General features: G+C 63.5%; 14 protein-coding genes. 11 read left to right on the forward strand and 3 right to left on the reverse strand.

Annotation, left to right across the window (positions count from 1 at the left end; translation table 11 throughout):
- Nucleotides 1-69 precede the first annotated feature (69 nt).
- Nucleotides 70-1,029, reverse strand: a complete 960-nt coding sequence (locus AC1Z3V_RS05320; protein ID WP_483497657.1) for an MBL fold metallo-hydrolase — start codon at nt 1,027-1,029, stop codon at nt 70-72.
- Nucleotides 1,030-1,120: 91 nt separating this feature from the next.
- Here AC1Z3V_RS05320 and AC1Z3V_RS05325 point away from each other — a divergent pair, with 91 nt between their 5' ends.
- Nucleotides 1,121-2,065: a LysR family transcriptional regulator gene (locus AC1Z3V_RS05325; RefSeq protein ID WP_483497658.1), complete on the forward strand. Its 945-nt coding sequence runs from the start codon at nt 1,121-1,123 to the stop codon at nt 2,063-2,065.
- A 40-nt stretch (nt 2,066-2,105) separates the two neighbouring features.
- Here AC1Z3V_RS05325 and AC1Z3V_RS05330 read toward each other — a convergent pair whose 3' ends face one another.
- Both AC1Z3V_RS05330 and AC1Z3V_RS05335 read right to left on the reverse strand, forming a co-directional pair.
- Complete coding sequence (locus tag AC1Z3V_RS05330; protein ID WP_483497659.1) at nt 2,106-2,480, reverse strand: DUF427 domain-containing protein; 375 nt, start codon at nt 2,478-2,480, stop codon at nt 2,106-2,108.
- A 139-nt stretch (nt 2,481-2,619) separates the two neighbouring features.
- Nucleotides 2,620-3,372, reverse strand: a complete 753-nt coding sequence (locus tag AC1Z3V_RS05335) for a DUF599 domain-containing protein (RefSeq protein ID WP_483499559.1) — start codon at nt 3,370-3,372, stop codon at nt 2,620-2,622.
- Nucleotides 3,373-3,572: 200 nt separating this feature from the next.
- On the opposite strand from AC1Z3V_RS05335, the gene AC1Z3V_RS05340 reads away from it, so the two are divergent.
- The 10 genes from AC1Z3V_RS05340 (at nt 3,573) to AC1Z3V_RS05385 (ending at nt 13,612) form a co-directional block, all read left to right on the forward strand.
- Complete coding sequence (locus AC1Z3V_RS05340) at nt 3,573-4,256, forward strand: GntR family transcriptional regulator (protein WP_483497661.1); 684 nt, start codon at nt 3,573-3,575, stop codon at nt 4,254-4,256.
- Nucleotides 4,253-5,698, forward strand: a complete 1,446-nt coding sequence (locus AC1Z3V_RS05345; RefSeq protein ID WP_483497662.1) for an aldehyde dehydrogenase family protein — start codon at nt 4,253-4,255, stop codon at nt 5,696-5,698. Before AC1Z3V_RS05340 ends, AC1Z3V_RS05345 begins: the two co-directional genes overlap by 4 nt.
- 74 nt (nt 5,699-5,772) lie before the next feature.
- Nucleotides 5,773-6,519, forward strand: coding sequence for a glucose 1-dehydrogenase (locus AC1Z3V_RS05350; protein ID WP_483497663.1), 747 nt, complete (start codon nt 5,773-5,775; stop codon nt 6,517-6,519).
- Nucleotides 6,520-6,562: 43 nt separating this feature from the next.
- On the forward strand, nt 6,563-8,041 hold the full coding sequence (locus AC1Z3V_RS05355; RefSeq protein WP_483497664.1) for an ABC transporter substrate-binding protein: 1,479 nt from the start codon (nt 6,563-6,565) through the stop codon (nt 8,039-8,041).
- 143 nt (nt 8,042-8,184) lie between these two features.
- Nucleotides 8,185-9,135, forward strand: a complete 951-nt coding sequence (locus tag AC1Z3V_RS05360; protein ID WP_483497666.1) for an ABC transporter permease — start codon at nt 8,185-8,187, stop codon at nt 9,133-9,135.
- Nucleotides 9,135-9,995 (forward strand): ABC transporter permease, encoded by an 861-nt coding sequence (locus AC1Z3V_RS05365; RefSeq protein WP_483497667.1) that lies wholly within the window; start codon nt 9,135-9,137, stop codon nt 9,993-9,995. The genes AC1Z3V_RS05360 and AC1Z3V_RS05365 overlap by 1 nt, the downstream gene beginning before the upstream one ends.
- Complete coding sequence (locus AC1Z3V_RS05370) at nt 9,992-11,008, forward strand: ABC transporter ATP-binding protein (protein ID WP_483497668.1); 1,017 nt, start codon at nt 9,992-9,994, stop codon at nt 11,006-11,008. Before AC1Z3V_RS05365 ends, AC1Z3V_RS05370 begins: the two co-directional genes overlap by 4 nt.
- Nucleotides 11,005-11,979, forward strand: a complete 975-nt coding sequence (locus AC1Z3V_RS05375) for an ABC transporter ATP-binding protein (RefSeq protein WP_483497669.1) — start codon at nt 11,005-11,007, stop codon at nt 11,977-11,979. Before AC1Z3V_RS05370 ends, AC1Z3V_RS05375 begins: the two co-directional genes overlap by 4 nt.
- An 11-nt stretch (nt 11,980-11,990) precedes the next feature.
- Nucleotides 11,991-13,379: an amidase gene (locus AC1Z3V_RS05380; RefSeq protein WP_483497671.1), complete on the forward strand. Its 1,389-nt coding sequence runs from the start codon at nt 11,991-11,993 to the stop codon at nt 13,377-13,379.
- Complete coding sequence (locus AC1Z3V_RS05385) at nt 13,379-13,612, forward strand: hypothetical protein (RefSeq protein ID WP_483497672.1); 234 nt, start codon at nt 13,379-13,381, stop codon at nt 13,610-13,612. Before AC1Z3V_RS05380 ends, AC1Z3V_RS05385 begins: the two co-directional genes overlap by 1 nt.
- Nucleotides 13,613-13,665 lie beyond the last annotated feature (53 nt).

Here is a 13,665-nt window from a genome sequence, read left to right on the forward strand (position 1 = left end):
TTCGCCGCGTGAGGGAAACCGTTCGTTTCGAGGTGATCTCGTCGCCTCAGGCAGCGGCGAGAGCGCGCGCTACTCGACGTAATTCCAGGGAATGAAGCGATAGAGCGTTTCGTCCCTGGCCACGTGACCGATGCCTGGAAACGGCAGGTGCGCGCCGGCGACGAGGTAACGGCCGTCCGCCGCATCTGCAAGTGCTACGGCGCGAGTTGCAATCGCCGCAGCGCCGTCGACGTCGAAGGTAACGAAGACGTCGGGTGCATCGAACTGGATGTGGTCGCCGTGGATCACGTCACCCCAGAAGACGAGGCGCTGACCGTCATCGGATTTCAACACGATCGATGAATGTCCGGGCGTATGCCCGGCCCTGAGGATCGAACCGATGTTCGACAAAACGTCGGCGTTGTCGGCGAAACGCTTCACCTTTCCGGCGGCTATATAGGGAGCGAGAGCATCGTGGGCACGCTGAAAGTCGGTCTTCTGTGCCTCGGTCATGGACGTCACGCCTTCGCGCCCGATCCAGAACCGATATTCGCGATCGGCGAGATGGATCTCGGCATTCGGATATTGCGGCTTGCCATCGGCGGTAAGGCCGCCCGAATGATCGGCGTGCACATGCGTCAGGATCACGGCGTCGACCTGATCGGCTCCGTAGCCGGAGGCCGCCAGGTGGCGAAGGAGCTTGCCGGCAGCGGCGCCGAGCAGCGCACCCGACCCCGCGTCGATCAGCACCAGGCGTTCGCCGTCGTTCACCAGATAGGCATTGATCGACAGATGCGGCTCCTTGCCGAGAAAGTTGTCGTCGAGCTTGCGCTGCAGGTCGTCCACCGGTTCGTTCTGATAGATCGTCGCCATAGGCAGCGCCAGCGTGCCGTCCGACAGCGCGGTGACTTCATATTTTCCGAAGCGGAAGCGGTAGAAACCGGCGTTGGCAACGGTCGAGAACGGCGCGGCGGAAAAGGCCAGGCGCGGCGCGAGTGGCAACAGGGCGGTGGCGGCGAGAAGACCCAAAGCTTGTCTGCGGGTGGTCATGATCTGCTCCTTCGATTGGATGCGATGAAGCTATCAATTCAACCCTTCGTCGATTATCCTTCGATCATGGAAGTGATTGTTCCGGAAACGCATGAAATCCCCCCAGTCTCCCGATCTCAATAGCCTCAGGATCTTCCTCGAGGTCGCCCGCACAGAGAGTTTTTCCGCCGCAGCACTTCGCCTGCACCTTCCACCGAGCACGGTCAGCCGACGCCTGCTCGAGCTAGAGACTGCGCTCGGCGTCGCATTGTTGTTGCGCTCGACGCGCCGCGTCTCCCTGACCGAAGCCGGCAAGCAGCTGCTGGAGTCGATTGGCGGAGCAGTGGAGTTGATCGATCGCGGCATTGCCGGTTTCCGCCCCGCCGACGGAACGGCCCGCGGGCGGCTGCGGGTCGCAACGTCGGTGGCCTTCGCGCGCACTTACCTGCCGCCGATCCTCAAGCGCTACGCAGATCTCTGCCCCGACGTTCAGGTCGACCTGCAGACGACGCATCACAATGTCGACCTGATCGGCGAAAGCGTCGACGTGGCGCTGAGGATGGGCGAGCCGGTCGACAGCGAGATGATCTACCGGAAGATCGGAACGATCGCGCAGCGCCTCTACGCCGCCCCGGCCTACTCCAGCGGCCTGACCCTGTCGTCACCCGAAGACCTCATGGAAGTCGCCCTGGTGGCGCATCGGACGCGCATGCGGCGGGAACTCGCCCACTGGCTGCTGTCGGACGGCAGCCGGCACTTCACATTGGAGCGCCCACCATCCATCGTGGTCGACGATCCTGCCATTGGGGAGCGCGTGATTGCCGAGGGCCTCGGTATCGGTCTGCTCAGTGATGCGCTCGCCGCCGACGGGGTCGCCACGGGGCGGCTGGTTCCGGTTCTCGCCGAATGGTCAGGGCCGCCCACGACCCTTTACTACCTCTATCATCAGCAACTGGGCGATCTGCCGAAAGTGGCGCAATTCCTGAAGGCCGTGCGCGAGACGTTCCGTGTTCGGACTGAGCAATGGCCGGCCTCAAGAACGACGATCGTGCCATGACGCCTCGGCAACCCATGAGGCGGACGGGCAAGGTGACTAACTACAATTCCCCGATCATATCCACCCGTTCCGGATAGAAGGCCAGGCGGCCCTTGATTTCGGCCACCGCCGCATGCGGGTTTTCGTAGGTCCAAACGGCATTCTTCGACCGCTCGCCGCCGAGCGGGATGCTGTAATAGGAGGCTTCGCCTTTGTAAGGGCAATGCGACGCATGATCCGTGCGCTGAAGCAAGGACATGTCGACATCCTCACGCGGAATGTATTGAACCGGCGGGTAGGACGCCTCGCGCAACGTCAATGCGTCGCGGGTGTCGGCAATGATGCGTCCATCGAGCATGACGACGACGCGCGCCGTGTTTCGATCGATACTGATCGGATGATCGGGGCCGGGAATCTTGATCTGATTGTCGGACATAGGCGCCGCCTTTTTCAAACCTTGGTCATCTCTAGATGGTTGCCTTGTCGGCGAATTCCAACCCATCCAGCCAAAAGTAGCCGCTACGCCTTGGACAGCGGAACATACCGAATTCGCAGGTCCTCACTGCTGTTCGTCCTCAGCTATCCGCGGCCGGAGAACTGATCGCTGTGGTTGGCTGTGGCACGCCGGCGGGTGGATTGCTCTCGTCGAGCAGCTTACGCACTTCCATCACGCCCTTGGCCGTATCCGACCAGCTGTGTCTCCAGACGAGAAGTCCTACCGAGCCGACGATGCCGACGAGAAACGCGACCGGGCCCAGGAACCACAGAGCCGCGGCAACTGTGAAGTAGTACGAGCGAACGCCCTGGCTGAAGGAGCGAAGCGCCGGATTGATCATCAGCGACAGGGCGTGGGTCCAGGCAGTGATGTCTCGGACTTCATCCCGCGACGGGCTGGCTCCGATCGCCGCGAGACAATAGTTGATCTGCCGCACAGCCCAAATGAACTCGGAAAGCCCTCGCAGCAGTGTCGCCATGACGAGCAGCACCTTGCATTGAAACAGCCATAGCGGCTCGATTGGCGCGAACATCGCGATGATCCCCGCCTGAAGGCCGATCGTCGGCTGGATGAAAAGCGCACTGCTCATGGCAACAATGACGATGAGATTGGCCGAACCGAAGAACGAGGCCGAATTGATCGTGTGGCCAAGGATGGCCGCATCACCGATGAAATTAGTGTCCCGCGTCAGGACCTCGCGCATCCAGGCCCGCCGGATACGCACCATGTCCAGCATCAGGCTGTCCGTTCGACGCGGCCAGCCAAGTGCCATCATCGGCTCCAATCCCACCCAGGTCGCGAGGAACAGGATAATCGCAATCCAATCAAGCATCTGCACGGCCAGCCTCCCACCACAGCTATTCCTAATAGAAGCCGCGACGCGCGACTCGTCAACGCGTCGGCGTTGTCGGGATTGACCATGGGCGGGGTCGCGGGCCTCGCGGATTGAACACCCCAGCCACTTACGTTTCATCGACGGATTGACACGATCTGTATCCTGGATACAATTTGCCTCGGTCTTGGGAGGGATCGATGAACCAGTCCTTCGAATGGCGAAGCCAATCGCGCCTACTCGACGAAGTGGCGCAGGCGCTTCGCGAACGCATCTATGCCGGTGTCTACGCCCCCGGAGCGACGCTCCGCCAGGAGCGGATCGCTGCCGAATTCGGCATCAGCCGAACGCCGCTGCGCGAAGCCCTGCGGGTGCTGGAGCGCGACGGGCTCGTGGTCAACAAGCCGGGCAGCGGCGTCAGGGTCGCGACTGCCGACCTGCCGAAACTTCTCGACGCCTATGCTGTCCGCGAGGCAATGGACGGTGTCGCGGCGCGCAACGCCGCGGAGCGCGCGACATCGGCCGAAATCAAGGATCTCGCAAAGCAGGTCGAGCGACAGCGCAAGATCGTCGAGAATTGGGATCCCGGGGCCTACACCCAATCCAACGTCCTTTTTCACGAGGCGATCGTCGCCGCCTCACGCAATGCGTCGCTGGCACCGCTCGGCCCGCTTTTGCGCATGACCTCACAGGTCTTTGCGCCGGCCTTTTCGCTTTCGAGCGAACGCGCTAGCGCGGCCGTCGCCGAACACGGGCTGATTGTCGAGGCGATTGCGGCACGGAACCTCGACGAGGCCGAGAAGCTGGCGCGCGCGCATATCCACGCGACCGCAACGAGATTGAAAGCGCTCCTCGAGGAGCGCGAGACTGACAAAGAGGCATGATCGTGAAGACCTACGGCAATTTCATCGCGAACAAATGGCAGGATGCAGCCGGCGGAGAGTTCATCGCCGTCAGAGACCCTTCCAACGGCCAGGAATTCGCGCGCATTGCCCGGGGCACCCGGGAGGATATCGATCTCGCTGTGCGGTCTGCACGCGCGGCGCTTACCGGCGACTGGGGGCGCATGACGCCCACGGAGCGCGGGCGGGCGCTGAGCCGGATTTCGGCGGCAGTGCTGCGCAATATCGATCTGCTGACGGAGCTCGAGGCGCGCGATGTCGGCAAACCGCTGACGCAGGCGCGCGCCGACGTCGTGGCGCTCGCCCGTTATCTCGAATTCTATGGCGGCGCCGCCGACAAGGTGCATGGCGACACGATCCCCTACCAGAACGGCTTCACCGTCTTGACGGTCTATGAACCGCACGGGGTTACCGGCCATATCATCCCCTGGAACTACCCGATGCAGATCCTCGGCCGTAGCCTGGGTGCCGCCCTTGCGATGGGCAATGCGGCGGTGGTCAAGCCGGCGGAAGAAGCCTGCCTCACCATTCTGGAATTTGCCCGCATCGCCGAAGAAGAGGGCCTGCCCTCGGGCGCGCTGAACATCGTCACCGGCTTCGGCGCGGAGGCCGGTGCAGCCCTTTCCGAACATCCTGACGTCAACCACATATCGTTCACCGGTTCGGTCCGCACCGGCGAGATGGTGCAGGCGGCGGCCGCGAAGAATGCGGTGCCGGTGACGCTGGAACTCGGCGGCAAGTCGGCGCAGATCGTCTTTGCCGATGCCGATCTCGACCGCGCCATTCCCTTCCTCGTCAATGCCGGCATTCAGAACGCCGGCCAGACCTGCTCGGCGTCGTCGCGCATTCTCGTTGAGCGGACGGTCTACGAGGAGGTGGTCTCGCGCATGAGCGAGAGATATCGTGCGCTCAAGGTCGGCCCGGCTGGCGCCGATTTCTCGGTCGGTCCGGTCGTCTCGCAGCGGCAGAAGGCGATCGTCGAGGGCTTCCTTGCCGACGCTGCAAAGGATGGCCTGAAGATCGCGGCTCAAGGCGAGATCGTCGCTGACGCACCCACCGAGGGTGCCTATGTCGCCCCTACGCTTCTGCGCGACGTGCCGCACGAACACCGCACTGTGCAGGAAGAGATCTTCGGACCGGTGCAGGTGATCATGCCCTTCGACGGCGAAGAGGAGGCGATCCGCCTTGCCAACGGCACCGCCTACGGCCTCGTCTGCGGCGTCTGGACCAATGACGGTGGACGGCAGTTGCGCATGGCGCGCGCCGTGCACGCAGGCCAGGTGTTCATCAACAATTATGGCGCGGGCGGCGGCGTCGAGCTGCCCTTCGGCGGCGTGAAGAAATCGGGCCATGGCCGCGAAAAGGGTTTCGAGGCCCTCTACGGCTTTGCCAGCATGAAAACCATTTCTGTCTACCATGGCTAGAGCCAGGAACCGTGGGCGTTTTCCGCCCACATCCCGCTCTCATTTCTGATCCAAGCTTGCCCCTGGAGGAACACGTGTCATTAGAAGGTAAAGTCGCTCTCATCACCGGCGCGGGTTCGGGCTTCGGCGAGGGCATTGCGAAACGCTTCGTCGCAGGCGGCGCCAAGGTCATCGTCGTCGACCGCGATGCCGTCGGCGCCGAGCGCGTTGCCAAGGAACTCGGCGACAATGCGATTGCCGTCGTTGCCGATATCGCCAAGCAGGCCGATGTCGAAGCCGCCGTTGCGGTCGGTATCGAGACGTTCGGCCGCGTCGATATCCTGATCAACAATGCCGGCATCGGCCACAAGCCGCAGAACGCCGAACTGGTCGAGCCTGATGAGTTCGATCGCATCCTCGGCGTCAACGTGCGCGGCGTCTACCTGATGACCCGGGCGCTGCTGCCGCACATGAAGGCGAATAAGGCCGGCGTCATCGTCAACATCGCGTCGACAGGCGCCAACCGGCCGCGGCCGAATCTGGCCTGGTACAATGCGACCAAGGGCTGGGTGGTCTCCGCCACCAAGGCGCTGGCGATCGAACTTGCGCCGTTCAATATCCGCGTGGTGGCGCTCAATCCGGTCGCCGGCGAGACGCCGTTGCTTTCGACCTTCATGGGAGAAGACACCGAGGAAATCCGCAAGAAGTTCCGCGATTCCATTCCGCTCGGACGCCTGCTGAAGCCCGAGGATCTCGCCGAGGCCGCTGCCTTCGTCGCCTCGCCGCAGGCCTCGATGATCACCGGCGTCGCACTGGATGTGGACGGCGGACGCTCGATCTAAGTAACTGGGACCATATACAACGAAACCGCAAAGCGGGGGAACCATGATGAACTTGACGAAATGGGCACTTGCCTCGTGCTTCTTCGCCGCGTCGCTGACGACGGCGGCGATGGCCAAGGACACGATCACCGTCGGCCAGGTGCTGGAGCCGCCGGGCCTCGACCCGACCGCCGGTGCCGCAGCACCGATCCGCTATATCACCTACGGCAACCTCTTCGAGGGCCTGGTGCGCGTGGTGGAAGACGGCACGGTAAAGCCACTGCTTGCCGAAAGCTGGACGGTCTCCAGCGACCAGAAGACCTACAGTTTCAAGCTTCGCCAGGGCGTCAAGTTCCATGACGGCACGCCGTTCGACTGCTCGGTCGTGAAGTTCTCCTATGAACGCGCGGTCGCGGCGGACTCCACCAATGCGCAGAAGGGCCTGTTCGAGCCGATCGAAAAGACCGAATGCCCGGATCCGGCCACCGCCGTCGTGACGCTGAAGCGCCCGGCGTCGAATTTCCTCTTCAACATGGCCTGGGGCGACGCGGTGATGATTGCGCCGTCATCGGCCGCCGACAACAAGACCAAGCCTGTCGGCACCGGTCCGTTCAAGTTCAAGGAATGGGCAAAGGGCGACAAGGTCGTACTCGAAAAGAACGCCGACTACTGGGGCGAACCCGCCAAGCTCAGCGAAGTGACCTTCAAGTTCATCAGCGATCCTTCCGCCGCCGCGGCTGCCGTTCTCGCCGGCAATGTCGATGCCTTCCCAATGTTCCAGGCGGCCGAACTCGTCAGCCAGTTCCAGAGCGATCCGAACCTTCAGGTCGAGGTCGGCAGTACCTCGGGCAAGGTGGTCCTCGCCCTCAACAATGCAAGGAAGCCGTTCGACGACGTGCGTGTCCGTCAGGCGCTCGCTTATGCAATCGACCGCAAGGCGCTGGTCGAAGGCACCTATTCCGGCTTCGGCACGACGATCGGCTCGCACTATTCGCCGGTCGAACCGGGTTATGTCGATCTGAACGAGACCTACCCCTATGACCCCGGCAAGGCGCAGCAACTGTTGCAGGAAGCAGGCGTCCAGGGTCTTGAGATCACCATCATGCTGCCGCCGCCGGCCTATGCCCGCCGCGGTGGCGAGATCATCGCGGCCATGCTCAGCGAAGTCGGCGTCAAGGTGAACCTTGTCCCGATCGAGTTCGCGCAATGGCTGGATCAGGTGTTCAAGAACTCGGACTTCGACGCGACGATCATCGCCCATGCCGAGGCCCGCGACCTCGATATCTATGCCCGCGACAAATACTACTTCAACTACCAGAACCCGGAATACAAGGCGCTCTACAAGTCCTACACGCTCGCCTCGACCGAAGCCGAGCAGATGGACCTCATCGGCCAACTCCAGCGCAAGCTGGCAGCCGACGAACCGAACGTCTTCCTCTATGCGCTGCCAAAGATCGGCGTCTGGAACAAGAAGGTAAAGGGGCTGTGGAAGAACATGCCGGTACCGGCCGACGATCAGACCCAAACCTATTGGGAAAACTGATCGACTATCAATGAGCGGGATGCGGGCGGAAACCGCACCCCGCTCCGGCATCCCGCCCTCCTCGTCGGGAAGGGCGGTTGCAGATCTGCCGTTGACCGCCGCACCCGGCGCCGGTCAACGCTCGCTCTTTCCGGGAGGTTGATGTGATTTCCTTCATTGGCGGTCGCCTCGTGTCGCTGGTTTTGACGACATTGGTCGCCTCAGTCATCGTCTTTCTGCTGATGCAGGTATTGCCCGGAGACCCGGCGGTGCTGATGCTTGGCATGAACGCGGACCCGGACGCGATTGCGGCGCTGCACAGGCAACTGGGCCTCGATCAGCCGATCTGGATCCGCTACCTCCACTGGATCGGCGGCTTCGTTGTCGGCGATTTCGGCATGAGCCTCACCTATTCCGTGCCGATCCGCGAGTTGCTCGGTCCGCGCATCCTGGTAACGCTGCCGCTGGCTTTGGTCTCGATGGCGATCTCCGTGGTCGTCGCCATCGCCATCGGCGTCTATGCCGCCGCCAATCGCGGCAAGGCCGCAGACACGGTGGTCATGGGCATCGCCCAGGTTGGCGTCGCCATTCCAAATTTCTGGCTGGCGCTGCTCTTCATCCTGCTTTTCGCGCTGAAGCTTGCCTGGTTTCCGGCCTCCGGCTTTGCCGGTTGGGAAGGCGGCATCTGGAACGGCCTGCATTCGCTGATCCTGCCGGCCTTCGCGCTCGGCTTGCCGCTTGCCGCCATTCTCGGGCGCGTCACGCGCTCGGCCGTCATAGAGACCCTCGGCGAGGATTTCATCCGCACCGCCCGCGCCAAGGGGCTCAGCCGGTCCGGCGCGCTGTGGAAGCATGCGGTTCCGAACGCGCTGATCCCTGTCGTCACGATCATCGGCCTGCAGTTTTCCTTCCTGCTTGCCGGCACCATCATCATCGAGAACGTCTTCAACCTGCCGGGTATCGGCCGCCTGGTCTTCCAGGCGATCGCCCAGCGCGACCTGGTGACGGTGCAGACGCTGGTGACGCTGCTCGCCGCTTCCGTCATCACCATCAATTTCCTCGTCGATCTGGTTTACGGCTATCTGGATCCGCGGCTGTCGCGAGGAGGTCACTGATGTCCAGTCCCACAGTTGCCTCCGAACCCGGCATAATCTCCAAGCTCATCGGCAGCAGAAGCCTGACGATCGGCGCCACCGTCACCGTCATCCTCCTGGCAATGGCGATCGTCTCCTATGTCTGGACGCCCTATTCGCCGACCGCGATGAACTTCCGTGACAAGCTGCAGGGGCCGAGTCTTGCCCATTGGTTCGGCACCGACAATTTCGGCCGCGACATCCTGTCGATGATCATGGTCGGCGCCCGCAACTCGATCAGCGTTTCGATCGTCGCGGTTCTCGTCGGCGCCGGCATCGGCGTGCCGCTCGGCGCCTGGGCTGCCGCACGCGGCGGCTTTGTCGATGGCCTCGTCATGCGCATGAGCGACCTTGCTTTCGCCTTTCCGGCGCTTCTGACCGCCGTCATCATCACCGCCATCTTCGGCCCCGGTGCAACAAATGCGATGATCGCGATCGGCATCTTCAATATCCCGGTCTTTGCCCGCGTCACCCGCGGCGCCTCGATGGGGCTCTGGAAGCGCGAATATGTGCAAGCGGCGCGCTGCGCCGGCCGCGGCGACGTGGCGATCACCCTTTTGCACATCCTGCCCAACATCAACCACGTGCTGCTCGTCCAGGTGACGATCCAGTTCGCCTTGGCGATCGTCGCCGAAGCGGGCCTCTCCTATGTCGGCCTCGGCACGCAGCCGCCGATGCCGAGCTGGGGCAAGATGCTGAACGACGCCCAGACCTTCATCTACCAGGCGCCCTGGCTCGCGATCTTCCCGGGGCTGGCGATCACCTTTGCCGTGCTCGGCCTCAACCTTTTGGGCGATGGCCTGCGCGACATTCTCGACCCGCGCGTGAGGCGGCAACGATGACGAAACCCTTGCTTAGAATGACCGGCATGTCGGTCGAACTCACGGCAGGCACGAGCCAGGTCGATATCGTCTGCGACATCGATCTCGAGCTCAAACGTGGCGAGCGCCTCGGAATCGTCGGCGAATCCGGCAGCGGCAAATCCATGACCGCGCTTGCCGTCATGGGCCTGCTGCCGCAACGCATGCGGGTGCGGGGCGAACTTTCCTTCGACGGCCGCAATCTCGCGGGGCTGCCAGAAGCCGACTATTGCGGCTATCGCGGCCGGCGCATGGCGATGATCTTCCAGGAGCCGATGACGGCGCTGAACCCGGTGAAATCGATCGGCGCGCAGATTGCCGAGGGACGGCGGCTTCACCTCGGCGAAACCAGGGCCGATGCTGAAAAGCGGGCCCGCGCGCTACTCGACCGGGTGGGTCTGCCGGCGCCGCGCTTCGATCTGGATCTCTATCCGCACCAGCTCTCCGGTGGCCAGCGGCAGCGCGTGATGATCGCCATGGCGATCGCCTGCGAACCAGACCTCTTGATCGCCGACGAGCCGACGACCGCGCTCGACGTCACCGTGCAGGCGCAGATCCTCGACCTCTTGGACGAGCTGATCGAAGACACCGGCACCGCGCTGATGCTGATTACCCACGATCTCGGCGTCGTCTCCGAGATGACCGACCGCATCGCGGTCATGTATGCCGGCCGCATCATCGAAACCGGGCGGACCGACGACGTCTTCGCGCGCATGGCGCATCCCTATGCCCGCGGCCTCTTTGCCGCCTCGCCACATGGCGCAGCCCTTGCGCCACGCCAAGCGGGCGGAGGACGGCCGCGACTGAACGCTATCCCCGGCATCGTTCCCGATCCTTTCGGTCGGCCGCTCCACTGTTCCTTCGCTGAGCGCTGCGCCTACGTTCAGCCGGATTGCCGGCGGGCGATCCCGGCGCTGGATCTGATCAGCACCGATGAAAATGTCGAGCATCGCGCCGCCTGCTTTCATCCGCGCGAAAGGATGGTGGCACCGTGAGCGAGGTTATTCTCAAAACCACTGATCTTGTGCGCGAATACGATCTGCCGCGCCCTTCGATCTTTTCGAAGCAAAGCCGCCTGCGGGTGCTGCACGGCGTGAGCATCGAACTCGCAGCCGGCCGGAGCCTCGGCATCGTCGGTGAAAGTGGCTCTGGCAAATCGACGCTGGCACGGGCGGTTATGGGACTGGAGCCGCCGCAATCGGGTGAGGTCAATATTGCCGGCAAGGACATCTATGCGCTCGACCGCGCCGGACTGCGCGAAGCGCGCAAGGGTTTCCAGGCGATTTTCCAGGATCCGTACGGCTCACTCGATCCGCGCCATACGGTCCGCACGATCATCTCCGAGCCGATCGTTTCGCTGGAACGCGGCACCGGCATGGCGGAGCGCAACAAGCGCATCGCCGAAGTGCTGGAAGCCGTCGGCCTGCCGCTTGCGTCTGCCGACAAATATCCGCACGAATTCTCCGGCGGACAGCGCCAGCGGATCGCCATTGCCCGCGCGCTCATTACCCGGCCGGCGTTGATCGTCGCCGACGAGCCCGTTTCGGCGCTCGACGTCTCGATCCAGGCGCAGGTCCTGAACCTGATGATGGACCTGCAGGAGAAGCTCGGCCTCTCCTATCTCTTCATCAGCCACGATCTCGGCGTGGTGCGCGCCATCACCGATCGCGTCGCGGTCATGCATCTCGGCCGGATCGTCGAGGAGGGACCGACGGCCGAGGTTTTCGACAATCCGCGCCACCCCTATACCCAGGCGCTGGTCGCTGCCGTGCCGAAACCGTTTTCCGGCCGTCGCAGGCGGATCCGCTCTGATGCACCGGTGCAAACGCCCGTCCATACCGCAACGACCGCAGCCGGCTGCGCCTATGCCGCCGTCTGTCCGATGAGGCAGGAGATCTGCCTGACCCGAACGCCAGAGGCCAAGCCGGTGACGCCGGCCTGGTCCGCCCGCTGCCATTTCGCCTAGGAATTGATCCCATGTCCGAACTTGCCGATTTCTCCGCCGTCGATCTTGTCGAGGCCTACCGCTCGAAAAAGCTCTCCCCCGTCGAGGTCACCGAAGCCGTCATCGCCCGCATCGACGCCTCGGAACCGAAACTGAACGCGCTGTGGGCCTATGACCCGGCCGAAGCGCTGAAGGCCGCAAAGGCCTCGGAAGAACGCTGGGCGAAAGGCGCTCCTCTGGGCGCGATCGATGGCGTGCCCGTGACGATCAAGGAGAACATCGCAACCAAGGGGACAGCCGTCCCGCTCGGCTGCGCCGCCGTAACGCTCACACCGGCCGCCGCTGACGCGCCGCCGGCCGCACGCACCCGAGAGGCGGGCGGCATTCTGCTCGCCAAGACCACCATGCCCGACTACGGCATGCTTTCCTCCGGCCTTTCCAGCTTCCACAAGCTTGCCCGCAACCCGTGGGATCTTTCGGCCAATCCCGGTGGCTCAAGCGCCGGCGCCGCAGCGGCGGCCGCCGCGGGCTATGGCCCCCTACATATCGGTACTGATATCGGCGGCTCGGTCCGCCTGCCGGCCGGCTGGTGCGGCATCGTTGGCCTGAAACCTTCGGCGGGCCGGATCCCGATCAATCCGCCCTTCATCGGCCGCGTCGCCGGACCGATGACCCGGACGGTCGCCGACACCGCGCTCTATATGTCCGTGCTCTCAAAGCCCGATGCCCGCGACACGATGGCTCTGCCCTACGCGGAACTCCCGTGGCTCGACCTCGATTGCGACATGAGGGGCCTGAAGATCGGTCTCTGGCTCGACGCCGGCTTTGGCCAGTCGGTTACCGCGGAAACGGAACAGGCGATCAGCCAAGCGGCGAAGCTTTTCGCCGATGCCGGCGCGATCATCGAACCGGTCGGCCCGTTCCTCAGCCGCGAGATGATCGACGGCCTCGACCGCTTCTGGCGCGCGCGCGGCTGGGAGGATGTGTCGCGCCTTTCGCCGGAAAAACAGGCGCAGATCCTGCCCTACATCTTCGAGTGGATCAAAACGGCCGAGAATTTCTCCGGTCGCGAAGTCTATACCGGCTTCGCCCAGATCGAGGCTATGCGCAACGCGCTGCATGCGGCCCTTAACGGCTTCGATTTCATCCTTTCGCCGACCGCACCGACGGCGTCCTATCCGGCCGAATGGGCGTCGCCCATCAACGACCCGCAAAAACCGTTCGAGCATATTGCCTTCACCGTCGCCGCCAACATGGGCGGGCAACCGGCGATTTCGATCAACTGTGGCTATACTTCGGGCGGCCTGCCGATCGGTCTGCAGATCATCGGCCAGTCCTTCGACGACATCGGTGTGCTGCGTCTCGCACACGCCTTTGAAACCATGCGCCCTGAGCAGCGGCCTTGGCCGAAGGTCGCATGATGAGCGACACGATGCGCTACACCATCGAGAACGGCGACCTGGAAAACATCGTGTCCCGTCTGCTCGACATCGTTCGCCGACTCGGCGTCAGCGTTTCCAAGCTCGCCATAGAGGTGGATGGAGGCAAGGCGAACCTCGAAGATCGCCGTGTCCTCGGCTTCGCACGCCATAGCCAACACGCTCAGGGAACGCATCGCGCAAATCGAGGGCGCTCGACCGCTGTCAAGCTTTGAACATGGCGCCGCGGCCTCATAGCCGGGCAAAACTCTCAACGAACCCCAACGCG

It is taken from the genome of Ensifer sp. 38_S197 (assembly GCF_056924495.1).